We start from the raw sequence: 23,730 nt of genomic DNA, 5'->3' as shown, positions 1-23,730 counted from the left end.
AGTACAATTGTCAGCTTTTGCCGGCCCCCTGTTCCGGCGCTGGAACTTTCAATGCTGACCGGTAGCTACTCTTCTTCGCTGGTGTTGATTTCGCTGTGCGTGGCGATCCTGGCATCCTATACCGCTCTTGACCTGACTGGCCGCATCGCCACGGCCAAGGGCCGCGCTGCCTACCTGTGGATGGGCGGCGGTGCATTGGCCATGGGCATCGGCGTGTGGTCGATGCACTTCATTGGCATGCTTGCCTTCAGCTTGCCCATCGACTTGGGTTACGACCTGGCCCTGACCGCGTTGTCGCTGCTGATCGCTGTGCTGTCCTCGGGCTTTGCCTTGTGGCTGGTCAGTCAGCCGAGCCTGCCAGCGCTGCAGTTGGGGTTCGGCGCGCTGATCATGGGCTCGGGTATTGCCTGCATGCACTATACCGGCATGGCCGCACTGCGCATGCTGCCGGGCATCGACTACGACCCGACGTTGTTCGGTGCTTCGCTGCTGATTGCCGTAGGCGCCTCGGCGGCGGCATTGTGGATCGCCTTCCGCCTGCGCAAACACACCCCCTATGTACGGCAGATCCGTGGCCTGGCGGCAGTGGTGATGGGCTTTGCCATCGTTGGCATGCATTACACCGGCATGGCAGCGGCGAACTTCCCCGAGGGCAGCTTCTGCGGCGCGTTGGGGGGCGGGCTGCAGGGTGACAGCCTGGTTTACCTGGTGCTGATCACCACGCTGGCAGTACTGGCAGTGGCTCTGCTGACTTCGGTGCTGGATGCTCGCCTGGAGGCGCGTACTGCCGAGTTGGCTCGTTCGCTGACCTTGGCCAACCAGGAGCTGACCCAACTGGCCCTGCACGACACCCTCACGGGTCTACCCAACCGTACCTTGCTCGCCGATCGCATCGAACAGGCCATCGCCAAAGTGGCGGAGCAGGGCGGCTGTTTTGCCCTGATGTTCATTGATCTGGACGGCTTCAAGCCGGTCAACGATGCCTTTGGCCACCATATCGGAGACCTTCTGCTCAAGGCAGTGGCGGCCCGCCTGCGCGGCCACCTGCACAGCCAGGATACGCTGGCACGGATTGGCGGCGACGAGTTCGTTCTGCTGGTGGAACTGCAGGAGCCGAACGATGCCATGGACGTGGCGGTCAAGCAGGTCAACCTGGTGTCCCGGCCTTTCCGCGTGGCCGAGCACGACCTGCAACTGTCGGCGAGCCTGGGCATCGTCCTGTACCCGGGCAACGGCCAGGACCAGCACGAGCTGCTGCGTAACGCCGACGCTGCCATGTACCATGCCAAGAGCGCAGGCAAGAACGGTTACAGCTTCTTCGATGTGTCGATGAACAGCAATGCCCGCCAGCAGTTGCAACTGCTGCAGGACTTGCGCCTGGCGCTGGAGCAGCGCCAGTTCCGCTTGCATTACCAGCCCAAGTTCGACGCCCAGGCCTGCCAGCCGATTGGTGCCGAAGCGTTGCTGCGCTGGGAGCACCCGCAGCAGGGCCTGCTGCTGCCTGACCGCTTCATCGGCCTGGCGGAAAAGACCGGCCTGATCATACCCATTGGCGAGTGGGTACTCATCGAGGCCTGCCGTCAGATGCGCCAGTGGCTGGACCAGGGCCACCATGGCTGGCGCATGGCGGTCAACCTGTCGGCCATCCAGTTCTGCCACGCCGGCCTGGTCGACAGCGTGGCCCGCGCCCTGCAGCAGAACGGCTTGCCGGCCAACTGCCTGACACTGGAAATTACCGAAACCACCGCCATGCACGATGCCGACGCCAGCCTGACTGTGCTGCAGCGTCTGTCCGACATGGGCGTGGACTTGTCCATCGATGACTTTGGTACGGGCTATTCCAGCCTGATGTACCTCAAGCGCCTGCCAGCCAACGAGCTGAAAATCGATCGTGGTTTCGTCCGCGACCTGGAGCAGGACAGTGACGATGCAGCGATTGTTTCGGCAATTGTCGCACTGGGCCAGGCCTTGGGCCTGCGTATCGTTGCCGAGGGGGTTGAGACCGACAAGCAGCAGGACTTCCTGACCCGTCTGGGCTGTGATTCGTTGCAGGGCTACCTATTGGGCCAGCCCGTGCCGGCCGAGCAGTTCATGAGCAAGTTGCAGGCCATGGGCCCGGAATTCACCGCTGCGGGCTAAGCTCTGTATGAAAAGCCTTGATACTCGGTGAAGCTGCGTTGAAAACAGCGCCTAGACTGCATCGCGCAGGGTAAAGGCGGGTATGAAGGCATCCATTTCCGCCTCGACGGCCTCGATGATGCGCTCTACATCGGCAGCGGGCATGATCGCCGCACAGGGGATGCCCGCAATCGCCAGCAAGGTTTCACCGCTGGCGCGGTCGAACAGCCGCGCGACCATGCTGCGTGGCGCATCCATGCTGGCCTCGAAACCCAATGGATGGAAATGCCAGCGCATCACCTGGCAGGCGTTGGGGAACGTCATCTTGTTCATGCCAGCCTCCTTGTCCGTCCCCGGACGTGATGAGCGGGTGGCCACATCGATGCGGCCGCCGGGAACATAAAGATAGCACCTGCCATGCGCGATTTTCGGTTGTCGGCACGACAAATGTGTTAATGCATGACAGTGGTCACATCCTGGTCATGGGCGCTATGTGTCGACTGGTCGCATGGCAAACGTTTTCCCGGCCGGATGGTGCCAGGTAACCATTGGGTTTCGTGGATTTCGCTGACATACGACGCGCAGGTTTTTCAGACGAGCGGCTTGGGGGAGGGGCCGGCGACGGAAAGCCATGGGTTCCATTATCCAGGGGTATTGTTTCTACGCGAGACCGTTTACGCGCCATCACGCTTTGATGCGGTTCTGCAAGGGCGACGTGCACTAGCTGATTCTTTGATGCCCCCATCGCACGGCATTGCAACTCTCAGTACACTGCACGCTCCAACACCAACATCCGTTGAACTCGAGGTTTTGCATGACGCTCAGTCCATTGGCAGGCAAGCCGGCTCCGACCAGCGTGCTGGTCGATATTCCCCGGCTGCTCACCGCCTATTACACCGGCCGCCCAGACGCTGCCGTGGCGGCCCAGCGGGTGGCCTTCGGCACCTCGGGGCACCGGGGCACTTCGCTTGAATTGAGTTTCAACGAGTATCACGTCTTGGCCATTACCCAGGCTATCTGCCTGTATCGCCAGGAAAAAGGTATCGATGGCCCGCTGTTCATCGGCGCCGATACCCACGCTCTGTCGGCCCCGGCTACCGCTAGCGCCCTGGAGGTTCTGGCCGCCAACGGCGTGCAGGTGATGCTGTCCAAGGATGACGAATACACGCCTACGCCGGCGGTTTCCCACGCCATCCTCTGCCACAACCGTGGCCGCACGCAGGGCCTGGCTGACGGTATCGTCATCACTCCGTCGCACAACCCGCCGCAAAGCGGTGGCTTCAAGTACAACCCGCCCAACGGCGGGCCGGCCGACAGCGACGTGACCAAGTGGATCGAGGGCAAGGCCAACGAACTGCTGGTGGCTAACCTGGCCGGCGTCAAGCGCATGGACCATGCCCAGGCGCTGCGGGCACCGACCACCCACCGCCACGACTACGTCAGCAACTATGTGGCCGACCTGGAAAACGTCATCGATTTCGATGTCATTCGTGGCGCCGGGTTGCGGCTGGGCGTCGACCCGCTGGGCGGGGCAGGGGTGCGCTATTGGTCGGCAATTGCCAAGCACTACCAGCTTGACCTGGAAGTGGTGAACACCGAGGTCGACCCGACCTTCCGCTTCATGACCGTCGACTGGGACGGCCAGATCCGCATGGACCCTTCCTCGCCGTATGCCATGCAGGGCCTGATAGGCCTGCGCGAGCGCTTTGACGTGGCCTTCGCCTGCGACCCGGACCACGACCGCCACGGCATCGTTACCCCAGACGGCTTGCTGCAACCCAACAACTACCTGGCCGTGGCCATCGACTACCTGTTCCGCCACCGCCCGCAGTGGCGCAGTGACGCCGCCGTGGGCAAGACAGTGGTCTCCAGCGGCCTGATCGACCGCGTTACCCAACGGCTGGGCCGCGATCTGTATGAGGTGCCGGTGGGCTTCAAGTTCTTCGCTCAGGGCCTGTTCGACGGTTCGCTCGGTTTTGGTGGCGAAGAAAGTGCAGGGGCTTCGTTCCTGCGCCGCGATGGCTCGGTGTGGGCCACCGACAAGGACGGGTTGATCCCGGCCTTGCTGGCCGCCGAAATGACCGCCCGTACCGGGCGTAACCCGAGCCAGGCCTATGCTGACCTGACCGAGGCGCTGGGCAAGCCGTTCGCCACGCGTGTCGAGGCCAAGGCAGATGCGCGGCAGAAGGCGTTGCTGAGCAAACTGGCGCCGGAGCAGGTGAAGTCGACCGAGCTGGCCGGTGAGCCGATCGTGCAGATCCTCAGCCACGCCCCAGGCAATGGCCAGGCGATTGGCGGGCTCAAGGTGATGACGGCCAATGGCTGGTTCGCCGCGCGCCCGTCGGGCACTGAAGACATCTACAAGATCTACGCCGAAAGCTTCATCGACGAGGCGCATTTGCAGCGTCTGGTGCAGGAAGCACAAGTGCTGGTCGATGAAGCAATCGCCTGACCGGTAACAAACCGCTTGGTTCTGTGGCGCGATGTAAATTAGAATTAATCTTATTTACTCCGCCGCAGGACCCTCCTCATGATCGACGCCGCGCCGCCACCGGAGCCTGGCCTGCCTGCCCTGTACCGGGAGCATCGCGGCTGGCTTGAAGCCTGGCTGCGCCGGCGTATGGGCAATGCCTGGGATGCCGCCGACCTCAGTCAGGATACTTTTCTGCGCATTCTGGCCAGCGCCCAGCCGCTGGCAGACATACGCGAACCGCGCGCCTATCTGCTGACCGTCGGCAAGCGCCTGCTGAGCAACTTCCACCAGCGACGTAGCCTGGAGCAGGCCTACCTTGATGCTTTGGCGCAGTTGCCCGAGCAACACGTGCCGTCGCCAGAACAGCGCTGGGTACTGCTGGAAACCCTGCAAGCACTGGATGAATTGCTCGACGGCCTCAAGCCGGCGATACGCAAGGCCTTTCTCTGGAGCCAGCTGGAAGGCTTGGGCTACGCCGAGATTGGCCAGCGCCTGGGCGTTTGCCAGCGCTCGGTGAAACGCTACATGGCGCAGGCTTACGAACATTGCCTGTTGGCCGATTTGCAATGAGCCCCCACTCCCCAGAAACCCGCAAAGCGCTGCGTGCTGCGGCCCGTTGGCTGGCATTGCTGGATTCTGGCGACGCAAGCGAAGCTGACCTGCTGCGCCTGGCGCAATGGCGCGCCAGCAGTCACCTGCACGAAGACGCCTGGCAAAAGGCATCGCTGCTGCGAGCGCGGTTTGCCGGGTTGCCCGGCGCATTGGCGATGGCCGCCCTGGATCGTCCGGATGCCGGTCGTCGGGCATTGCTCAAACAAGCCCTGGGAGTGTCGGCGTTGTTGCCGGTGGCCTGGCTGGTGAGCCGTGAGCTGCCGCTGGATGCCTGGACCGCCGACATGCGCACCGCAGTAGGAGAGCGCAGGCAGGCTCTGCTGAGCGACGGCACCTGGTTGCAGTTGAACACCGACAGTGCGGTCGATATCGAGCTGGGTGCAGGCCGCGTGGCACTGCTGCGCGGTGAAGTGGCCGTCAGTGTGCCCGCTAACCTGAGCCTTACCTTGCAGGTGCCTTACGGCCGGGTGGTGCTTAGTGAGGGCGAGGTGTGCCTGCGCCTGCTTGATGAGGCCTGCCGGGTGTCGGCGATCAAAGGGGCGGTCAGCCTGCAACCGTTGCGTGGTCCAGCCGTGATGCTGCAGGCCGGCCAGCAGGCCAGTTTGCAGGCGACCGGCGTTGGCCCTGTCAAAGCCTTCGACGAATGGCAACTGGGCTGGCGCGAAGGCGCACTACGGCTGGACGACCGCCCGTTGGGCGAGTTGCTGCACGAACTGCGCAGGTATCGCCCCGGCGTACTGCGCTGGGCACCGGAACTGGAGCGCTTGCGTGTGACCGGCACGTTCCGCCTTGACGACACCGACCGGGTGCTGGCCTTGCTCGCCGCCAGCCTGCCGTTGCAGGTGCAGAGCCGCACGCGTTATTGGGTGAGCCTGACCGCACGAGAAAAACGAGCATGAGGCTGTCCCCTTTTTTTCACTCGCCGGTCATTACCGGTAGGAGAAAATAAAAGGGGAGCCTTGTTCAATGCCTGCAGTAAAATCTTGCCGCCTGCGCCCACTGGTGCGCGCCGCACATCCATTGTTCGCGATGAGCCTGCTGTTGTGTGCGCCCACCTGGGCCGATGAGCCGGCCCGGCGTACGTTCCAGGTGGCGCCAGCCAGCCTGGGTGCTGCTTTGACCCATTTCGCCGACCAGGCCGGTGTCAGCCTTTCGCTGGACCCGGCATTGGTAGAGGGCCGGCAAAGTAACGGCTTGTCCGGTCGTTACAGTGTCGATGAAGGCTTCAGCCAGTTGCTGCGCAGTAGCGGCCTGCAGGCGCTGCCGGTGGGTGAGGGGGCCTTCACCTTGATGCCGGCCCCCCAGGCCAGTGGCGCTCTGGAAATCGCCCCCACCCGCATCGTCGGCGGCCTGGCCGCAGGCAGCGAAGCGCAGCCGTATGCCGGTGGCCAAGTGGCACGCCAGGGCGCGCAAGGCATGCTCGGTTCGCGCGACTTCATGGAAACCCCGTTCAGCATCACCAGCTACACCAGCGAACTGGTCAAGAACCAGCAGGCGCGCACCTTGGGCGAGCTGATTGCCAGTGACCCTTCGGTGCGTGCTACCAACCCGGCGGGCGGGCGTTTCGAGCAGTTCACCATTCGCGGCTTCAGCCTGTTCAACAGTGATGTGGCTTACAACGGTCTCTATGGCATCTTGCCGACGTACTCGATCGACATGGAAATGGCCGATCGGGTCGACATCATCAAAGGCCCCAGCCAGTTGATCAACGGCATTTCGCCGCGTGGCAGCGTGGGCGGCGGTATCAATGTGCAGCCCAAGCGAGCCGCTGACAAACCGATCACCGAATTCACCGGCAGCTACGCCTCGGCAGGCCAGACAGGCGGCGCAGTGGACATCGGCCGTCGCTTTGGTGAAGGCCAGCAGTTCGGCGTGCGCTTCAATGGTGTGAAGCAGGCCGGTGATACCGAATGGGACCACCAGCGCGTTGACCGCGAAATGGCGGTGCTGGGCCTGGATTTTCGAGGCGAGCGCCTGCGGCTCTCGGCAGACCTTGGCCACACCGAACGCGACACCGACGCCCCGCAGGAGCGTGTGCTGGTCGGTGCCAATGCCAAGGTGCCCAATGCCAATGACGTACGCCACAACTACGCCCAGGCCTGGAGCAAGGCGCGTACCAACGACACTTTCGGTGCGCTGAACGCCGAGTACGATATCAGCGAATCGCTGCTGGCCTATGGTGCGGTCGGTGCGCGCAAGAGCAACCACGACTTCCTGCGCCATAACGTGTCGATCACCAACGATGCCGGCGACTTCACTGTGCAGCCGCGTGACTTTACCCGGGACGAGTCGGTGCGCACCGCCATGGCCGGTTTGCGTCACTGGTTCCATACCGGGCCGGTGAGCCACGAGCTGAACCTGGCCGCCAGCTATTACTACATGGACTTCACCAACGGCGGGGCGCGCTATGCCTCGGCGCCGAGCAACCTCTACAACCCGGTGGCCGCAGCGACACCCGCTACGCCAACCCGCCTCGACCCCGAGGTTTACACGGAAAACCGCTTCTCCGGCGTGGCCCTGGCCGACACCCTTGGTTTTTTTGACGACCGCCTGCTGCTGACCCTGGGTGCGCGCTGGCAACGGGTGCAGGTGGATGACTGGAGCGACGGCGTCAAAGGCGAGACGGCCTATGACGAAGAAAAGCTCTCGCCTTCGGGGGGGATATTGCTCAAGGTCACCGACCAGCTCTCGTTGTACGCCAACTACATGGAGGGCTTGAGCCAAGGCAAGATCGCCCCATCGACCTCGATCAACGAAGACCAGATCTTCCCGCCGTTCACCAGCCGTCAGATCGAGGTGGGGGCCAAGTACGACCTCGGCCAGGTGGCCTTTACTGCCAGCGCCTTCCGCATTCGCCAGCCGGCCTACGAGACCAACCCCGTCTCGCGGGTGTTCGGCCCCAATGGCAAGCGTGACAACCGCGGCATCGAGCTGAGTGTGTTCGGTGAGCCAGTGCAGGGCGTGCGGGTGCTGGGTGGGGTGATGTATCTCGACAGCGAGCTCACCGACACCATCGGCGGTGCCTACGATGGCAACCGTGCGCCGGCCACGCCCGAATACAACGTCAATCTGGGGGCTGAATGGGACGTGCCAGGGGTGAGCGGCCTGACCTTCACAGCGCGCGGCATTCACTCCAGTTCGCAGTACCTGGACCAGAACAACAGCAAGCGCATCGATGGCTGGGAGCGTTATGACCTGGGCGCACGTTACGCCTTCAAGGTGGACGCCACCGAGGTTACCTTGCGGGCCAGTGTCGAGAATGTGCTCGATGATCGCTACTGGAGCTCGGCGGGGGCGTCGGATGACAGTGAGCCGGGGTTGACCCTTTCCACGCCGCGTACTTACCTGTTATCGGCAACCTTGGGCTTCTAGCTCAAAGCGCTGGGGCCGCTTTTCGCGGCCCGTTGGCACTCAGGTGTGGCTGGACGGCAGGTGGCAGTCACCACCCGCCATTCAGGCCTGCGGTCATTGCTGATCGGGTACCACGGCGATCACGTCGATCTCCATCAGCCATTCGGCCTGGGCCAACCCGGCCACCACCAACCCGGTGGAAATCGGGAATACGCCCTTGAGCCACTTGCCCACCTCTTTGTACACCGGCTCGCGGAAGCGCGGGTCGGTGATATAGGTGGTGGTCTTGACGATGTGCGACAGGTCCGAGCCGGCTTCTTCAAGCAGTTGCTTGACGTTCTTCATCGCCTGTTCGGTTTGTGCGCGCGGGTCACCCAGGCCTACCAGCTTGCCTTCGAAGTCGGTACCGACCTGGCCACGCACGTAGATGGTATTACCCGCCCGCACGGCCTGGCACAAGTCGTTGTCCAGGGTCTGGTTGGGGTAGGTTTCCTTGGTGTTGAACATGCGGATGCGAGTATGGGTAGGCATCAGTGGGCTCCGAGGGTGCTGACATTGCTGATCTTGGCGGTTTGCTGCTCATCCGCTGCGCGTTGCTCGCGGTCGCGGTAGGCGGTGTAGGTACGCTGCGTGGCGATGTGGCCGGCGACGTGCTTGGCGTCGTGCCACACCCCCCAGATGAACGATGAACCACGGCGCGACAACCACGGCAGGCCGAGGAAGTACACGCCCGGTTCGCGGGCTACACCGCGCTGGTGCTGGGGCTTGCCGTTGGCATCGAAGGTGTCTACCTGCAGCCAGCTGAAGTCCACGCCGTAACCGGTGGCCCAGATGATGCTGCTGACGCCGGCTTTGGCCAGGTCCAGTTGCTGCAGCGGGTTGCGCATGCACTCCGGGTCGGCCAGGCGCTGGCGGGCTTCGGGCTCTTCCGGCAGGTCCAGGCCGTTGCGTTCGATGTAGGCATCGGCCGCATCCAGCAGGGCCAGGTAGTTTTCGTCGCCGCGGTTGATGTTCTCGACCAGGTTGTCCTGGAAGCGCGCTACGCCGTTTTCGAACGACTGGGTCAGGCCGACCAGGGTCATGCCTTGGTGGGCGAGGGCGCGGAAGTCCACGGTGTGGCCACCACGGGCGCCGCTGACCGCGATGGTCACATGCTCGCGACCGGGCTTGGCAATTTCCGCGTCCCACTCGCCCAGCACGCCCAGCCACCAGCAGAAGTCGCGGTTGCGGTAGGCACGCGGCGGGCGGTCGTGGGCGCCAACCGACAGGTACACCTGGCGCCCGGCGCGCATCAGTTCTTCGGCGATCTGCACGCCGGAGGAACCGGCACCGACCACCAGTACCGCGCCTTCAGGCAACTGCTCTGGGTTGAAATAAGCCGCGGAATGAATCTGGTGCAGGTTGCTGTCTTTCGGCGCGATGGCCGGGATCACTGGCTTCTGGAACGGGCCGGTGGCGGCGACTACGCGGTTGGCGCGAATCACGCCTTCATTGGTTTCGATGGTGAAGCCGGGGCGGTCGCTGTTACGCACCACGCGCTTCACTTCAATGCCGGTGCGCACGGGCAGGTTGTACTTGCGTACGTACTGCTCGAAGTAGTCGGCCACTTGGTCCTTGCCGGCGAACGCATCGGCGTCAAGGTTGAATTCCAGCCCTGGGAAGCGGTCGTGCCAGACCGGGCCGTTGGCGACCAGCGAGTCCCAACGGCCGGTACGCCAGGCCTGTGCGATGCGGTTGCGCTCCAGTACCAGGTGCGGCACGCCAAGCTTGCTCAGGTGTTCGCTCATGGCCACGCCGGCCTGGCCGGCGCCGACGACGAGGGTGTCGATTTCGAGGTTGTTCAGTGTCATGTCCGAGCCCTTGTTCAGGCGGTTATTGTCAGGTCGGTTTGGAGGACCGCCGTTGCCTGGAGCCAGACTAGGGATGCTGTGGAAATGGCGAAAATAGTATTTAGCTGGTGCTTGCCGATAAAACGGCGAAGGCCTTGAGTTCTCTGGCCTGCGGGGTGGGTTGCCCGGGTGGGTGAGGTGGTTTTTCGAGCGGGTGCAGAGAGCGGGGCCTTGAGCATAGTTTTTTCCTGCCTACCCCCTCGGAAAAAGGTCGTTTCGCCCGCCAGAAGGTTCCACTCAGAATGCCGTGTATCGCACAGCACAACAGGAACCATGACATGACGTTCTCCATCATCGGTCGTTGCCAGGAAACCGGCCAGGTCGGTATCGCCATCAGCTCGTCGAGCATCGCCGTGGGTGCCCGTTGCCCCTGGGTGCGTGCCGGTGTGGGCGCGGTCTCTACCCAGAACATCACTCTGCCGGCGCTAGGCCCGCAGATTCTCGATGCCCTTGAGCATGGCCAGTTGCCGCCTGCCGCCGCGCTGGACAGGGTGCTCAGTGCCAATGGCTGGAGTGAATACCGCCAGGTCACGGTGATCGACAGTCACGGCCAGGTGGCATTGTTCACCGGGCGGGAAGCACTGGGCACACACCATGCAGTGGCCGGCGAACAATGCGCGGCGGCTGGAAACCTGCTGTCCTCGACCCAGGTGATCGAAGCCATGGTACTGGCCTTCGAGCAGGCCGGCGGCCACCTGGCCGACCGCCTGTTGGCAGCCATGCACGCGGCGATGGCCGCGGGTGGTGAAGCCGGGCCTGTGCACTCGGCGGCGCTGAAGATTGCGGGCGAGCTGACCTGGCCGCTGGTGGACCTGCGCGTCGACTGGGCCGATAGCGACCCGGTCGGCGCGCTCGATGGCCTGTGGCAAGCCTATCGCCCGCAGATGCAGGATTACGTTACCCGCGCCCTCAACCCGACTGCCGCGCCAAGCTATGGGGTGCCGGGCGATGAGTGAATTTGTCAGCCGCACGCTGCTGGCCCGGCTGATCGGCTTTGCCACGGTGAGCCGCGACTCCAACCTGGCGCTGATCGGTTTTATCCGTGATTACCTGGCCGAGTTGGGAGTGGAATGCGAGCTGTTCCATAACCCGGAGGGCACCAAGGCCAACCTGTTCGCCACCATCGGCCCCAGAGATGTTGGCGGTGTGGTGCTGTCTGGCCATACCGATGTGGTGCCGGTGGATGGCCAGGCCTGGACGGTCGAGCCATTTGCCCTGAGTGAGCGTGACGGCCGCCTGTATGGCCGCGGCACGGCCGACATGAAAGGCTTTATCGCCTCGGTGTTGGCTGCTGTGCCCGCTTTTCTCGCCCAGCCGTTGCGCATGCCGATACACCTGGCATTTTCCTATGACGAAGAAGTTGGTTGCCTGGGCGTGCGCTCGATGCTGGCTGCCCTCGAACAGCGCCCGTGTAAACCACGGCTGTGCCTGATCGGTGAACCCACCGAACTCAAGCCGGTGCTGGGGCACAAGGGCAAGCTGGCTATGCGTTGCCAGGTACAGGGCGCAGCGTGCCATTCGGCGTACGCGCCGTATGGGGTGAACGCCATCGAATATGCGGCGAAACTGATTGGCAAGTTGGGTGACATCGGCGATGCCCTGGCACTGCCGGCTCATCACGACGAGCGCTTCGATCCGCCGTTCTCCACGGTGCAGACCGGGGTGATCAAAGGGGGCAGGGCGCTGAACATCGTGCCGGCCGAGTGCGAGTTCGATTTCGAAATACGCGCGCTCCCTGGGTTCGAGGCGCAGGCGGTGGCCGACCAGTTACAAACGTATGCTGAAGCCGAGTTGCTGCCGCGTATGCGCAAGGTCAATACCGCCAGCGCTATTCGCCTGGAGCCGCTGAGCGCCTATCCGGGGCTGGCGACACCGGAGGACAGCGAGGCTGCGCGGTTGGTGGCGTTGCTCAGTGGTTCGGATGCGTTCGGTACCGTAGCGTTTGGTACCGAAGGTGGCCTGTTCGACCAGGCGGGCATACCCACCGTGGTGTGCGGGCCTGGCAGCATGGACCAGGGCCACAAGCCGGATGAGTTTGTCAGTGTCGAACAGTTGCGGGGCTGTGATGCCATGCTGCTGAGGCTGGTGGACTACCTCAAGCAGGCTTGATGGTTGCGACGGTGGATGGGCCGCAGCGCGGCCCCGGTGACTCAGAAGGTCGCCTTGACCTGCAGGCCAACCACCAGTGCGTTGTCGATGTCTTTGCCCGAAAACGCCCCTGGCTCGATGATGTATTGCACATCCGGGCGCAGGTTCAGCCATGGCGTGGCCTGGTAGCCGTAGCTCAGTTCGATCAACTGCTCGGCGCTGTCGATATCCGGGAACTGCTGGCCCGCGTCGAAAGCGGCATCTTCCAGCACATCGCGGCTACGCGGGTTGGGCACGGCCCGGCCGTAACCCAGTGCCACGGTATCCTTCGGGCGGCCTTCGAACGGTTTGTACAGCACCACGCCGGCGCCATACCACTTGGTGAACGGCGAAGCGGCCTTGCTTGACGCCGAGTACTGGCCGAAGGCGTGCAGGCTTCGGCCTGGGGAGGCCTGGTCGTTCCACACCGCCTGGTCGATCAGCAGGTAATGGCCACCTCGGCCAGACACTTCATCGTCGCTGCCAATGCGTTTCACATCGGAGCTGTCGTAGTAGTAGCCCAGCTTGTACTCGCCTGGCAGTTCACCTTGCAGCTTGTAGATAAGCTCTACCGGTACCACGGTGCCGGTGGTGTGTTTGGGCCCCAGGTGCCAGGCGCGGCTTGAGTTGCCGTTGCTTTCGGGGTCGACGTTGAACGCCGCCACGCGCAGTTGCCAGGCGGGCGACAGGTCGTACTTCACCCGCACACCGAGGTGAGCGTTGGGGTAGTTGGCCCAGCCACTGCCGCCGGACATGTTCAGCGGGTGGCCGCAGAAGCCGGCGTTCATGAAATTGCACAGGATGCCGCTGTCCAGGCCGCCGAGGTCGTTGCCCATGGCCATGTAGCCGAGCTTGACGTTGAGCGCCGTGGTGAACAGCGTGCGCTCGTAGCTCAGCTCGGTCAGGCGAGTGTACAGGCCACCGAAGTTTTCCTGAATCGGCAGGCGGTTGCCTACCAGGTCTTCCGAGGCGCTGTTACCGCGGCGGTCGTTGATGGTCAGCTGAACCTTGCCGCCGTTGTCCAGGCCGTACAGTTTCGACAGGTCGAACTGCACGCCCAGCTTGACGTTCTGCGAATAGCGCGCCGAGCGGTGCAGGCCACCGTGGGCGTTGTAGGCAGTTTCACCGCTGTAGTCGCCGGTGATCTTGACGCCGTCCTCTTCGAGTTGATGACGCAGGCCGCCCCAGTCACCGGTCAGGGTGCTGCGGGTCATGAGGTCGTCGTTGGCAAGGGCAGTGGTGCTGGCCAGGGCCAGCAGCAGGGTGGGGGTGATGCGAATTGCGGATGGCATTACAGAATCTCGGATTGTCTTTGAGGGGCATTCGCGGGCAAGCCCGCTCCTACAGGGGCCTTGTAGGAGCGGGCTTGCCCGCGAAGCAGGCGACGCGGTCTTACGGCAGAGCGTAAGAAATCACGTAGTCGCCACGGTCAGTCGACTGGCGTGCACCGCCAGCAGTGATCACCACGTACTGCTTGCCGGTTTTCGGCGAGACGTAGGTCATCGGGCCGCCCTGGCTGCCTACTGGCAGGCGAGCCTTCCAGATTTCCTTGCCGTTGCTGCTGTCGTAAGCGCGCAGGTAGAAGTCCTGGGTTCCGGCGATGAACACCAGGCCGCCTTGGGTCGACAGGGTGCCGCCAAGGGTTGGCAGGCCGATCTTGATCGGCAGGTGCATGCGGATGCCGAGCGGGCCGGTGTCTTCAACGGTGCCGACCGGTACCTGCCAGGCCACCTGGCGGGTCTTCATGTCGATGGCGGTCAGGGTGCCGAACGGCGGTGCCTGGCATGGAATGCCGGCGACCGACAGGAAGCGGTTCTTGTTCACGGCATACGGGGTGCCCTTGAGCGGTACCGCGCCCATGCCAGTGTTCAGTGCTTCGCCACCGGACGCTGCGCCACCTTTGTTCTGCGACGGGATCATCTGGATCCACAGGCCCAGGCGCATGTCGTTGACGAAGATGAAGCCATGTACCGGGTCGGTAGAAATGCTGCCCCAGTTCATGCCACCCAGCGAACCCGGGAAGCTCAGCGACAGGTCGGTGCCCGGCGCGGTGTACAGGCCGTCGTAGCGCATCTTCTTGAAGTCGATGCGGCACAGCAGCTGGTCATACGGGGTGGCACCCCACATGTCCGATTCGGTCAGGGTCTGCGCGCCAATCTGCGGCATGCCCACCGACTTGGGCTGGGTAGGGGAGTACGGCTCGTTCGGGATGTTGCTTGGCTTGACCGGTACTTCGTCGACCTGGGTCAGCGGCTTGCCGGTGGCGCGGTCGAGCACGTAGATCTGCCCGGCCTTGGTGCCGATCACCACCGCAGATACCGACTGGCCGTCGTCCTTGGTGAAGTCGATCAGGCTCGGCTGCATGGGCAGGTCGAAGTCCCAGAGGTCGTTGTGCACGGTCTGGAACACCCACTTCTGGTTGCCGGTGGTGGCGTCCAGGGCCAGCACCGAAGCGCCGTACGTGTGGTCCAGTTTGCTGCGCTCTACGCCGTAGATGTCGGTGGACGACGAACCCATGGGCAGGAACACGGTGTTCATCGCCGGGTCGTAAGACATCGGCGCCCAGCTGTTCGGCGTGCTGCGCACATAGGTGCTGTCGGCTTGTGGTGCCTGGCGATCTTCCGGGTTGCCCGGGTCGAAGGCCCAGCGCATTTCACCGGTGATCACGTCAAAACCACGGATCACGCCACCTGGCATGTCGGTCTGGACGTTGTCGGCAACCCGGCCTCCGACCACTACGGTAGTGCCGGCCATCAGTGGTGCCGAGGACAGCTGGTAGTAGGAGTCCGGTACATCACCCAGGCCGGCCTTGAGGTCGACCTGGCCATTGTTGCCGAAGCCCTGGCAGAACTCGCCGTTGTCGGCGTCGACGGCAATCAGGCGGCCGTCGATGGTGTTGGTCAGCAGGCGACGCTGGCAGTTGGCACCGGCTGGTACGCTAACGCCGGTGATCGGCGAGCTGTTCGGCTGGGTTGGCTGGGCGATGGCGGCAGTGGCGTCGAAGTAGGCCATGCCACGGCAACGCTGCCAGACCTTGGACTGGGCGTTGATTTCGTTCTTCCACAGCTCTTTGCCGGTGTCGGCATCGAGTGCGATCAGGTTGTTGTGCGGGGTGCAGATGAACACCTTGCTGCCGATCTGCAGCGGGGTGAGCTGGTCTTCGGCACCGTTGCCGTCACTGATGGCGACGTCGCCGGTGTGGTAGGTCCAGGCCACTTTCAGCTTGTTGACGTTATCCCGGTTGATCTGGTCAAGCGCGGCGAAGCGGCTGCCACCTTCGGTGTTGCCGTAGTGGGCCCAGTCTTTCTGTTCCTTGCCGGTTTCGACCGGGGTCATGCCCGGGCCTTTGCCGTTGGGGGCGACGCTTGGGTGGGCAACGAACATGTTGCCGACCGCGATCACCAGTACCACGGCCATTACCCCGGCGACGCCGTAGGCACCGCGCCCGGCGCTGGCGCCGTTGGCACGCGCCAGCAGCGGGTAGACCAGCGCCACGACCATGCCGATTGCGCCGAACATGAACAGGCGCGAGAACAGCGGCCAGAACACCAGGCCTGCATCGATCACCGCCCAGATGGCAGTGCCGACCAGGAACACGGCATACAGCCAGGCGCCAGCCTTCTTGCGCCGAGCAATGAGGACACCGGCGATGGCCATGGCCAGGCCGCCGATCAGGAAGTACCAGGAACCGCCCAGACCGGCGAGCTTGACGCCGCCAGCAGCCAGGAGGAGGCCGAGCAGGGCGATGATCACGCCCAGGCCGACCAGGATGAAGTGTGTGGCGCCAGAGGCGCGCGGTATTTCTTTCATGCCAGGGATCTCAGCAGGTGGAATGCGCGCAGTTTAAGCCCTTAGCTTGCTAATTAACAAGTTGGTACATAATTGAGCGAGGCTGATTGTCGCAGGGCTGAACTTACGAAGATGTGGCTAAAAGTATAGATAAGGTGCTGAAAAACGCATTGAACGGGGCGTTAATGCGCATGTTCGATTTGTATTCATGCTTTGGTCGTAAGCCCAACCTTGCACGGCTACGTAACAACAGCGTCATGTGCATGGCCCTTCATGCCGGTCATGGGGTGCTGCTGCTATAGAACACCGCGAGCCAGATGGTGGCCGTGCCGGGTGCGGTCCATTCCACGCGGTGGCGGTGGTGCGGGGGGATGTCCAGACAATCGCCCGGCGCCAGCAGGCGGGTGTGGTGCTCGTGCTCGAAACGCAGGGCGGCAGCCCCCCTGAGCAACATGATCCACTCACCTTCAGCCTGGTCGTACCAGAAACCGGGTGGGCTGGCTTGCCCGCTGGAGACGATACGCTTCACGCGCACGCCTGGGCGGCTGAGCAATTCGTCGACACGTTCGGCGCTGGCGGGATCGCAGGGCGGCAGGGCGGTCAGCAGGTTGTTCAGGGTCATGGCAAGCCTCCTTGGAATTGGGTTGATTTCACTATGGACGCAATTGCCGTGGGGCGCGCTGCTTGACCCGCCCGGCTGTTTGTAAGAACTTTCCGGTTTTTGGAAGACGGGCTGAACATGGACAAGCTGCTGGCGATGAAAATGTTCGTGGCCACTGTCGATGCCCAAGGCTTTTCTGCTGCCGCGCGCAGGCTAGGGCTGGCGACATCGTCGGTGACACGTCTGGTCGATGCCCTGGAAGCGTCGCTGGGCGCCACCTTGCTCAACCGCTCGACGCGCCAGGTCAGCCTGACCGAAGCCGGCGCCCGTTACTACCAGCGGGCACGGGGCATTTTTGAAGCACTGGACGAGGCTGATGCCAGCATCGCCGATCGCGGCGAGGAGCCTGTGGGTGTACTGCGCCTGAGCCTGCCAGTGGAGTTTGGTCGGCGGGTCATCGCCCCGCACCTGGGGGCATTCCTGGCGCAGCACCCGGCACTGGAACTGGACATCGACCTCAGCGACCGCCTGGACGACTTGCTTGACGGGCGCTATGACCTGTCGATTCGCCTGGGCGACCCCTCGCCCAATGACGAGCTGGTGTGCCGCCGGCTCGGCGGTTTTCAGCGTTGGCTGGTGGCCAGCCCGGCCTACCTGGTCGGGCGTGAGCCACTGCAGCATCCCCGGGAGTTGCTTGACCATGCCTGCCTGCGCTTTCGCTATGGGCAGAAAGCGCGCCCCTGGCGCCTGACCTGTGGCCAGGACAGCCTGGAGCTGGACGTAAACGGGCCACTGCGCAGCGCCAACGCCGACCTGTTGCGTGAAACGGCACTGGCAGGCAGTGGTATCGCACTGCTGGCCGACTGGCTGGTACGCGACGATGTGCTGGCGGGGCGCCTGCAGCGGGTTTTCCCCGACTGGCAGGCCAGCCCTGGCACAGCCAATAGCAGCATCAACGCCTTGTATATGCCCAACCACCGGGGCTCACGGCGGGTAAACGCATTCATCGACTTTTGCGAAAATTTGCTCATACGCGGCAACTAGTGTTGCGCTGTGCGCAAAGCCGCATTGCGCCACCGCCGGATTCTCGGCGATGGCGTCCATGGGTAAGGTAGCCGGCATCTCCCCATCCCATGTCGAGGAACTTCGCATGAACCCCTCCCTTGCGACAGCGCAACCGGCAGCCGCCAGCCTGAGCCGGGCTCTGGTAGTGCTGTTGGCGTTCTGCTGCGGCGCGATCGTCGCCAACATCTACTACGCCCAGCCCATCGTCGGGCTGATCGCCCCGGACCTGGGGCTGTCCACCGAGCATGCCAGCCTGATCGTTTCTCTCACTCAGCTGGGCTATGCCTTGGGCCTGTTGTTGCTGGTACCGCTGGCCGACCTGCTGGAAAACCGCCGCCTGATGGTGGCCACCGCGGTCCTGGCGTGCGTCAGCCTGCTGCTGGCGGGCACCAGCAGCAGTGGCCAGGGCCAGCTGTTCCTGGGTTATGCACTGCTGATCGGCTTTAGTTCGGTGTCGGTGCAGATGCTCATCCCGCTGGCGGCGCATCTGGCGCCGGAGCAGCAGCGTGGTCGTGTGGTCGGTAACATCATGGGCGGCTTGTTGCTGGGCATCCTGCTGGCACGACCGCTGTCGAGCCTGGTGGCCGACCACTTCGGCTGGCGTGCGGTGTTCATTGGCGCCGCCGGGGTAATGCTGGCGATCATCCTCTTGCTGGTGTTGACCTTGCCGCAGCGGCGTCCCGAGCACAAAGCCAGCTATGCCGGGTTGATGCTGTCGCTGCTCACACTGCTGCGTCGTTATCCGCTGTTGCGCCAGCGTTCGTTGTACCAGGCATTGATGTTCGCAGCGTTCAGCCTTTACTGGACGGCGGTGCCGATGGCGCTCGCCGGTGAGCATGGGCTGTCACAAAGCCAGATCGCTGTGTTCGCCCTTGTTGGCGCGGTGGGCGCCGTTGCTGCACCCTTGGCCGGCCGCCTGGCCGATGCCGGGCATGCCCGGGCCGGCTCGCTGCTGGCGCTGTTGCTGGCGCCGGCGGCCTTGTTGCTGGGGCTGACAGTACCGGGTTACAGCGTGATTGGCCTGGGCCTTACCGGCGTGTTGCTGGACTTTGCGGTGCAGATGAACATGGTCATCGGCCAGCGCGAAGTATACGCACTGGACCCTGCCAGCCGCGGGCGGCTGAATGCGGTGTACATGACCAGCATCTTCCTCGGCGGGGCGCTGGGGTCGGCGGTGGCCAGTGCGCTGTTCAGCCAGTTTGGCTGGCATGGCGTGGCACTGGTGGGGGCGGGGTTGCCGGGTGTGGCGCTGGTTGTGTTTCTACTCAAACCACGCCGGGGTTGAACCGGTACGCGATGGAGGGCACGGGCTTCGCCCGGTTTCGCGGGCCCGCTATCGGCCAAGCGGCAGCGCCAGGCCAATCAAGGCAAACAGGCTCCCGCAGCAACGATTGAAACCTTTGCCACCCTTGGCCAGCCATGGCCGAATGCGAAACGCCAGGCGCGCCAGCAGGTATTCGACCAGGAACTCAACGCTGGCAAAGGTCGCGGCCATCACCGCAAATTGCAGCACCAGCCCTCGCTGTGGGTCGATGAACTGCGGCAGGAAGGCGCCATAGAACAGCAGCACCTTGGGGTTGGCCATGGCCGAAAGCAGGCCCTGGCGAAACAGCCCGGCATTGCCGCGCCGCGCGCTTTGCTCGGTCAGTTCCAGCAGCAGGCCTGGGCTGCGCCACAGTTGAATGCCCAGCCAGATCAAATAAGCCCCACCCACCCACTTCAGTACGCCCAGCACCGACGCCGAGGTTTGGAGCAGTGCGCTGAGGCCGAACATGGCCAAGGCGATGAGGGCGCTGAAACCAAATACCCCACCCACGATGGTAAACAGCGTTCGCCGTGCGCCATAGAGCGCGCCATGGGTCAACGCCAACAGGCTGTTGGGCCCAGGGGTCAGCGACAGGCCGATGCTGGCCAGCAGATAGATGAGCCAGGTGTCCAGTGCCATGTTGAACATTGCCTTGTTCGAGAGAGAGCGCCAGTCTATGGCGCAACGCTCAAGCTGGAAGAGTATTATCTGGTCATACAAGGGTTTTTTCTGGACGTGGTTTCATGCCGCCCGACATCCGCTTGCTGATCATGCCGTTACCGGATTTTGCCTTGCTGCCGTTTGGCGCCTTTCTCGACAAATTGCGCTTCAGCGCCGACGACGAGGACTACAGCCAGCAACGCTATTGCAGTTGGACGGTGGCGGGGCTCAGCCTCGAGCCGGTACCGTCAAGCAGTGGCGCGGTGCTGCAGGTCGAGGCCATTGCGGATCAGCTCGAGCTGAGCCGTTTCGACTACCTGGTGGTGTTTGGCGGCCGCAGTGCCTTGGCCACCGTGGAGCTGGCGCCACGTTATCGGGCTTTGCTCAGGCAGGCCGCCAAGGCAGGTGTCAAGCTGGTGGGGGTCGACAATGGCGCCTTCCTGCTGGCGGCCTGCGGCCTGCTGCAGGGGCACAAGGTGGTGGTGCACTGGCGTCACGAAGCCGAGTTTCGGGCTGCTTTTCCGCAGTTGCAGCTGCTGCGCGAGCAGTTGTACTGCATCGATGGCAACCGCATCACGTGCGCCGGTGGCACTGCCGCCATCGACCTGGCCGTTGCCCTACTGTCACGTGCTTGCGGGCGAACACGTGCGCTCAAAGGGCTGGCTGACATGCTGGTGGACGAGACCCGCGACAGCCGTCATGCCTTGCGCTCGCTGGAGCTGGGAGCCGGTCAGGGACGCCAGGTGCAGCGGGCGCAAGCACTGATGCGTCATCATCTGGGCACGCCGTTGGCCGTGGAGCAACTGGCGGCGGAACTGGGCATTAGCCGGCGTCAACTGGACCGGCAGTTCCAGGCCAGCCACGGCATGAGCGCCAAGGCCTGGTGGCTGGAGATGCGCTTGCAGCAGGCGCGCTGGCGTTTACTCAACTCCAGCCACAGCCTGGCGCAGATTGCCGATGAGGTGGGCCTGGGGGATGCCAGCTACCTTGGCAAGTGCGTGCGGCGTCGGTTTGGTTGTACAGCTTTGCAGTTGCGTGCAGGCAATTGCCCCTTCACCTGACCTACTGCGGCGTCCCGAACACGCCTGTCCAGTAGATCCCGGCATCACTCTTGGGGTCTACCGCATACGCAGCGCCCAGTTCACGGAAGGCCGGATTCATCAGCGTGGCGCAGTGCCCCGGGCTGTTCAGCCAGCCATTCACGACCTTTTGCGCGGTGTCACGCCCGGCAGTGATATTTTCGCCGATCTGCTGGTACAGGTACCCGGCCAGTTCCGCCCGGTCACCGGGTGTGCGGCCATCTTTGTCGATGTGGTCGAAGAAGTTCTGGTTGGCCATGGCCCGTGTGTGGTTGGCTGCGACCCCGGCCAGCACTGTGCTCCAGCTGAGTGCCGGGGCGGCGGCAAACGGCTGGCCGCCGCATTGCCGTGGCACCTTGCGCGCGGCGTTGACCTCCTGCAGCACCTTCTGCCCCTCGGCCTGCCAGTCGCCCAGGCGGCCGGTGAGCAGCGGCCGTGCCAGTACGATGCGCCAGTCGCGGCCCTCCTGGCTGACGCCGATATCGACGAATTGCGGGTCGAGCACCACTTGGCAGAAGCTTTCCTCGATGGCATGCATGGCGGCGCGTGCATCGCGTGGCCCCGACAGGCTGATGGCCTGGACGCTGACCATCGGGTAAGCGGCGCGGGTCATGGCCTGTTGCAGGTCGCGGGTGCCCTCTGGCGACAGCGCAAGGCGTGTGTCGCTATTGAGCGGTGGCAGTTCCAGCGACGCCCCGCCACCGCAGGGCTGGGCCTTGCTGCGGTAGACATTGATCGAATCGATCAGCTGCGCCTCTTCGCCGGTGGCTGCCAGCGCCCCGGTCGAAACGACCAGGCTCAGCGACAAGACGACGGATGTCAGGACGCGCATGTGGATCTCCCTTTGACTGGCAGCGTCGTGGTATGCGCTGCTCATCCTACACAAGCCCGCGGCTTTTGGCCCGAGGTCGTGCAAGGCAATGAAAACGCCGGCAATCGTTACTGGCGGCAAAAGAGGGGGTAGACCCCTGGTCGATGGAAAAGTGCGGTCAGTTGCCAATCATTCGTATCAGGCCAGCGTTGTCAGCCGTTTACGCGTCAATGGGCCAACGCCTGGTCTGGCTTGTAGAACAGGAAGTGGGTCGTCTGCGCGGTCTTTCGATATGCCTTCGCCCAGTCGGGGCGCACAGTGCGATCGTGAAAGTACAACGCACCGCCGGTGGGGTCTTTCAACTGCTGGTTCAGTGCCTTGCGTGCGATCTCTTTGGCAACATCGTAGCGTTGCGGCTCCTCGACCTGGTCCGGGCGCCCGTCACACCACCATGAGAACTGGCAGGCCTTGGTCTCCACACCCTGTTTGACAACCCCGCAGATGGTATCGGGAAAGCCATCGTGGCCCAGGCGGTTGAGCACCACGCTGGCCACTGCGGTCATGTCTTTGGCGTCGGCGCCTTTGGCTTCCCAGTAGAGGGTACGAGCCAGGCAGGTGATGCTGTCATCCAGCGGCGCCTTGCCAGCCGGGTCCACTGCCTGAGCTTCGCCGGGGGTCAGTTTCTCCGCTTTTTTGGGGGGAGGCGCATCTTCAACGACTTTTTCTTCAAGCACTTCGGCCTTGTCCTCGGCAACGGCGGCTTTGGCCGGGTCAGCGGCAAACAGGGGGCCTGTGAGCAGGGCCGAGGTCAAGCCGATCAGCATGCAGTAAAGGCGCATGGGTGAACTACCAGGCGGTGGGCAGAATTTCAGTCTAGCCAAGCGTAAGCATTAACACCAAAGGCAAGGTGGCGGCGGCAGCCACGGTCTGCAGAGCGATGATGGTGGCCATCAGTGGCGCATTGCCGCCCATTTGCCGGGCCATGACATAAGACGATGAAGCGGTTGGCAGCGCCTGGAACAGCACCGCCACCACCGCTGCCTGGCCACTCAGGCCGAGCAGCCGGCAAAGGCCCCAGGTGGTCATTGGCATGACCAGGAACTTGAACGCCGATGCCGCCATCAGCGGGCGCACCTGCTGGCCGAGGCTGGCGCCGCCCAGTGCTGCACCGACACACAGCAGGCCCAGAGGCAAGGCGGCGTGGCCCAAGGCCTTGACCGTGGCGTCGATACCGGTTGGCAAGCCCAGCCCCGAGACCCGTAGCATCAGCCCCCCAGCGCAGCCGATGATCAGCGGGTTGGCGAAGATCGCCCGAAGCACTGTGGCAGGGGAACTGTGACGGGCGCTGAAGCGGGCAAACACCAGCACGCAGAGCAGGTTGACCAAGGGCACGATGGCCGCGTTGGCCACCGCTGCCAGGGCAATCCCGGCGCTGCCATAGATGCCCGCAGCCAGGGTGGCGCCGATGTAGTTGTTGAAGCGGATACCGCCCTGAAACACTGAAGTGAAGTCGGCTCCATCATGGTTCGCCGTGCCCTGATACAGCACCAGCAACACGGCACCTGCCAAGGTTGAGAGCATCAGGGCGCCGGCCATGCCCAGCACCGGTATGCCATCGAGGTTGGCAGTGGCCAGGCCATGGAGGAACAGCGACGGCAGCAGGACGTAATAGCTCAGGCGCTCGGCGCCAGGCCAGAAGTTCTCGGCAAGAAAACCGCGAAGTCGCAGGAAGGTACCCAGGGCAATCAGCAGGATGATGGGTAGCAGGGTGGTCAGCAGCAAGTGCAGCATGGTCAGCATTCCGTGGTCGGGTACGGGCATAGACTACGGGTGCGGATCAATCTGGAAA

General features: G+C 63.6%; 19 protein-coding genes and 1 pseudogene. 10 read left to right on the top strand and 10 right to left on the bottom strand.

Translation table 11 applies throughout. The features are described from left to right. Positions 1-51: 51 nt before the first annotated feature. Positions 52-2,139 carry a putative bifunctional diguanylate cyclase/phosphodiesterase gene (locus tag ACYCCG_RS23050; protein ID WP_459671878.1) on the top strand — a complete coding sequence of 696 codons (2,088 nt, stop codon included), beginning with the start codon at positions 52-54 and terminating at the stop codon, positions 2,137-2,139. 51 nt (positions 2,140-2,190) lie between these two features. On the opposite strand, the gene ACYCCG_RS23045 is transcribed toward ACYCCG_RS23050, so the two are convergent. Next, positions 2,191-2,451 (bottom strand): DUF1652 domain-containing protein, encoded by a 261-nt coding sequence (locus ACYCCG_RS23045; protein WP_176683290.1) that lies wholly within the window; start codon positions 2,449-2,451, stop codon positions 2,191-2,193. 481 nt (positions 2,452-2,932) lie between these two features. Here ACYCCG_RS23045 and pgm point away from each other — a divergent pair, with 481 nt between their 5' ends. The 4 genes from pgm (at position 2,933) to ACYCCG_RS23025 (ending at position 8,575) form a co-directional block, all read left to right on the top strand. Beyond that, positions 2,933-4,570: a phosphoglucomutase (alpha-D-glucose-1,6-bisphosphate-dependent) gene (pgm, locus tag ACYCCG_RS23040; RefSeq protein ID WP_209965406.1), complete on the top strand. Its 1,638-nt coding sequence runs from the start codon at positions 2,933-2,935 to the stop codon at positions 4,568-4,570. A 78-nt stretch (positions 4,571-4,648) separates the two neighbouring features. After that, the gene (locus tag ACYCCG_RS23035) at positions 4,649-5,161 is read left to right on the top strand and encodes a sigma-70 family RNA polymerase sigma factor (RefSeq protein ID WP_209965410.1); all 513 of its coding nucleotides are present in this window, start codon (positions 4,649-4,651) and stop codon (positions 5,159-5,161) included. Continuing rightward, positions 5,158-6,102 carry a FecR domain-containing protein gene (locus ACYCCG_RS23030; protein ID WP_339444164.1) on the top strand — a complete coding sequence of 315 codons (945 nt, stop codon included), beginning with the start codon at positions 5,158-5,160 and terminating at the stop codon, positions 6,100-6,102. Before ACYCCG_RS23035 ends, ACYCCG_RS23030 begins: the two co-directional genes overlap by 4 nt. 67 nt (positions 6,103-6,169) lie before the next feature. Further along, positions 6,170-8,575 carry a TonB-dependent siderophore receptor gene (locus ACYCCG_RS23025; protein WP_459671876.1) on the top strand — a complete coding sequence of 802 codons (2,406 nt, stop codon included), beginning with the start codon at positions 6,170-6,172 and terminating at the stop codon, positions 8,573-8,575. A gap of 93 nt (positions 8,576-8,668) precedes the next feature. Here the strand turns inward: ACYCCG_RS23025 and ACYCCG_RS23020 are convergent, their stop codons facing one another. After that, positions 8,669-9,085 carry a RidA family protein gene (locus ACYCCG_RS23020; protein ID WP_014590706.1) on the bottom strand — a complete coding sequence of 139 codons (417 nt, stop codon included), beginning with the start codon at positions 9,083-9,085 and terminating at the stop codon, positions 8,669-8,671. After that, entirely contained in the window at positions 9,085-10,404 is a 1,320-nt protein-coding gene (locus ACYCCG_RS23015) for a flavin-containing monooxygenase (RefSeq protein WP_209965416.1), read from the bottom strand. The genes ACYCCG_RS23020 and ACYCCG_RS23015 overlap by 1 nt, the downstream gene beginning before the upstream one ends. Before the next feature lie 317 nt (positions 10,405-10,721). On the opposite strand from ACYCCG_RS23015, the gene ACYCCG_RS23010 reads away from it, so the two are divergent. Together ACYCCG_RS23010 and argE are read left to right on the top strand one after the other, a co-directional pair. Then, the gene (locus ACYCCG_RS23010) at positions 10,722-11,399 is read left to right on the top strand and encodes a DUF1028 domain-containing protein (RefSeq protein WP_209965418.1); all 678 of its coding nucleotides are present in this window, start codon (positions 10,722-10,724) and stop codon (positions 11,397-11,399) included. Next, complete coding sequence (gene argE / locus ACYCCG_RS23005; RefSeq protein WP_209965420.1) at positions 11,392-12,552, top strand: acetylornithine deacetylase; 1,161 nt, start codon at positions 11,392-11,394, stop codon at positions 12,550-12,552. Before ACYCCG_RS23010 ends, argE begins: the two co-directional genes overlap by 8 nt. A gap of 41 nt (positions 12,553-12,593) precedes the next feature. Here the strand turns inward: argE and ACYCCG_RS23000 are convergent, their stop codons facing one another. The 3 genes from ACYCCG_RS23000 to ACYCCG_RS22990 form a co-directional block, all read right to left on the bottom strand. Beyond that, positions 12,594-13,862: a carbohydrate porin gene (locus ACYCCG_RS23000; RefSeq protein WP_459671873.1), complete on the bottom strand. Its 1,269-nt coding sequence runs from the start codon at positions 13,860-13,862 to the stop codon at positions 12,594-12,596. A 100-nt stretch (positions 13,863-13,962) separates the two neighbouring features. Then, positions 13,963-16,380 carry a glucose/quinate/shikimate family membrane-bound PQQ-dependent dehydrogenase gene (locus tag ACYCCG_RS22995; RefSeq protein WP_459671872.1) on the bottom strand — a complete coding sequence of 806 codons (2,418 nt, stop codon included), beginning with the start codon at positions 16,378-16,380 and terminating at the stop codon, positions 13,963-13,965. A 259-nt stretch (positions 16,381-16,639) separates the two neighbouring features. Then, a complete protein-coding gene (locus ACYCCG_RS22990; RefSeq protein WP_209965426.1) occupies positions 16,640-16,981 on the bottom strand; it encodes a cupin domain-containing protein in 342 nt (113 codons plus the stop codon). Positions 16,982-17,098: 117 nt separating this feature from the next. Here ACYCCG_RS22990 and ACYCCG_RS22985 point away from each other — a divergent pair, with 117 nt between their 5' ends. Continuing rightward, positions 17,099-18,004: a LysR family transcriptional regulator gene (locus tag ACYCCG_RS22985; RefSeq protein ID WP_209965428.1), complete on the top strand. Its 906-nt coding sequence runs from the start codon at positions 17,099-17,101 to the stop codon at positions 18,002-18,004. Between the two features lie 106 nt (positions 18,005-18,110). After that, entirely contained in the window at positions 18,111-19,310 is a 1,200-nt protein-coding gene (locus ACYCCG_RS22980; RefSeq protein WP_209965430.1) for an MFS transporter, read from the top strand. A 48-nt stretch (positions 19,311-19,358) separates the two neighbouring features. On the opposite strand, the gene ACYCCG_RS22975 is transcribed toward ACYCCG_RS22980, so the two are convergent. Continuing rightward, the gene (locus tag ACYCCG_RS22975; RefSeq protein ID WP_459671870.1) at positions 19,359-19,970 is read right to left on the bottom strand and encodes a LysE family translocator; all 612 of its coding nucleotides are present in this window, start codon (positions 19,968-19,970) and stop codon (positions 19,359-19,361) included. A 104-nt stretch (positions 19,971-20,074) separates the two neighbouring features. On the opposite strand from ACYCCG_RS22975, the pseudogene ACYCCG_RS22970 reads away from it, so the two are divergent. Continuing rightward, positions 20,075-21,087, top strand: a pseudogene (locus tag ACYCCG_RS22970) (GlxA family transcriptional regulator). On the opposite strand, the gene ACYCCG_RS22965 reads toward ACYCCG_RS22970, so the two are convergent. The 3 genes from ACYCCG_RS22965 to ACYCCG_RS22955 form a co-directional block, all read right to left on the bottom strand. Then, positions 21,054-21,902 (bottom strand): CAP domain-containing protein, encoded by an 849-nt coding sequence (locus ACYCCG_RS22965; RefSeq protein WP_339444175.1) that lies wholly within the window; start codon positions 21,900-21,902, stop codon positions 21,054-21,056. The pseudogene ACYCCG_RS22970 and the gene ACYCCG_RS22965 sit on opposite strands and share 34 nt — an antisense overlap. A gap of 206 nt (positions 21,903-22,108) precedes the next feature. After that, positions 22,109-22,720: a cell wall hydrolase gene (locus ACYCCG_RS22960; RefSeq protein ID WP_209965438.1), complete on the bottom strand. Its 612-nt coding sequence runs from the start codon at positions 22,718-22,720 to the stop codon at positions 22,109-22,111. A 34-nt stretch (positions 22,721-22,754) separates the two neighbouring features. Then, a complete protein-coding gene (locus ACYCCG_RS22955) occupies positions 22,755-23,672 on the bottom strand; it encodes an AEC family transporter (RefSeq protein ID WP_209965441.1) in 918 nt (305 codons plus the stop codon). Positions 23,673-23,730 lie beyond the last annotated feature (58 nt).

It is taken from the genome of Pseudomonas sp. VEM90 (assembly GCF_054611535.1).
This window is presented reverse-complemented; position numbering and strand designations above follow the sequence as displayed.

Coding starts and splice junctions, on each gene's coding strand:
- ACYCCG_RS23050 (WP_459671878.1), top strand. CDS start 52: ATGCTGACCGGTAGCTACTCTTCTTCGCTGGTGTTGATTTCGCTGTGC.
- ACYCCG_RS23045 (WP_176683290.1), bottom strand. CDS start 2,451: ATGAACAAGATGACGTTCCCCAACGCCTGCCAGGTGATGCGCTGGCAT.
- pgm (WP_209965406.1), top strand. CDS start 2,933: ATGACGCTCAGTCCATTGGCAGGCAAGCCGGCTCCGACCAGCGTGCTG.
- ACYCCG_RS23035 (WP_209965410.1), top strand. CDS start 4,649: ATGATCGACGCCGCGCCGCCACCGGAGCCTGGCCTGCCTGCCCTGTAC.
- ACYCCG_RS23030 (WP_339444164.1), top strand. CDS start 5,158: ATGAGCCCCCACTCCCCAGAAACCCGCAAAGCGCTGCGTGCTGCGGCC.
- ACYCCG_RS23025 (WP_459671876.1), top strand. CDS start 6,170: ATGCCTGCAGTAAAATCTTGCCGCCTGCGCCCACTGGTGCGCGCCGCA.
- ACYCCG_RS23020 (WP_014590706.1), bottom strand. CDS start 9,085: ATGCCTACCCATACTCGCATCCGCATGTTCAACACCAAGGAAACCTAC.
- ACYCCG_RS23015 (WP_209965416.1), bottom strand. CDS start 10,404: ATGACACTGAACAACCTCGAAATCGACACCCTCGTCGTCGGCGCCGGC.
- ACYCCG_RS23010 (WP_209965418.1), top strand. CDS start 10,722: ATGACGTTCTCCATCATCGGTCGTTGCCAGGAAACCGGCCAGGTCGGT.
- argE (WP_209965420.1), top strand. CDS start 11,392: ATGAGTGAATTTGTCAGCCGCACGCTGCTGGCCCGGCTGATCGGCTTT.
- ACYCCG_RS23000 (WP_459671873.1), bottom strand. CDS start 13,862: ATGCCATCCGCAATTCGCATCACCCCCACCCTGCTGCTGGCCCTGGCC.
- ACYCCG_RS22995 (WP_459671872.1), bottom strand. CDS start 16,380: ATGAAAGAAATACCGCGCGCCTCTGGCGCCACACACTTCATCCTGGTC.
- ACYCCG_RS22990 (WP_209965426.1), bottom strand. CDS start 16,981: ATGACCCTGAACAACCTGCTGACCGCCCTGCCGCCCTGCGATCCCGCC.
- ACYCCG_RS22985 (WP_209965428.1), top strand. CDS start 17,099: ATGGACAAGCTGCTGGCGATGAAAATGTTCGTGGCCACTGTCGATGCC.
- ACYCCG_RS22980 (WP_209965430.1), top strand. CDS start 18,111: ATGAACCCCTCCCTTGCGACAGCGCAACCGGCAGCCGCCAGCCTGAGC.
- ACYCCG_RS22975 (WP_459671870.1), bottom strand. CDS start 19,970: ATGGCACTGGACACCTGGCTCATCTATCTGCTGGCCAGCATCGGCCTG.
- ACYCCG_RS22965 (WP_339444175.1), bottom strand. CDS start 21,902: ATGCGCGTCCTGACATCCGTCGTCTTGTCGCTGAGCCTGGTCGTTTCG.
- ACYCCG_RS22960 (WP_209965438.1), bottom strand. CDS start 22,720: ATGCGCCTTTACTGCATGCTGATCGGCTTGACCTCGGCCCTGCTCACA.
- ACYCCG_RS22955 (WP_209965441.1), bottom strand. CDS start 23,672: ATGCTGCACTTGCTGCTGACCACCCTGCTACCCATCATCCTGCTGATT.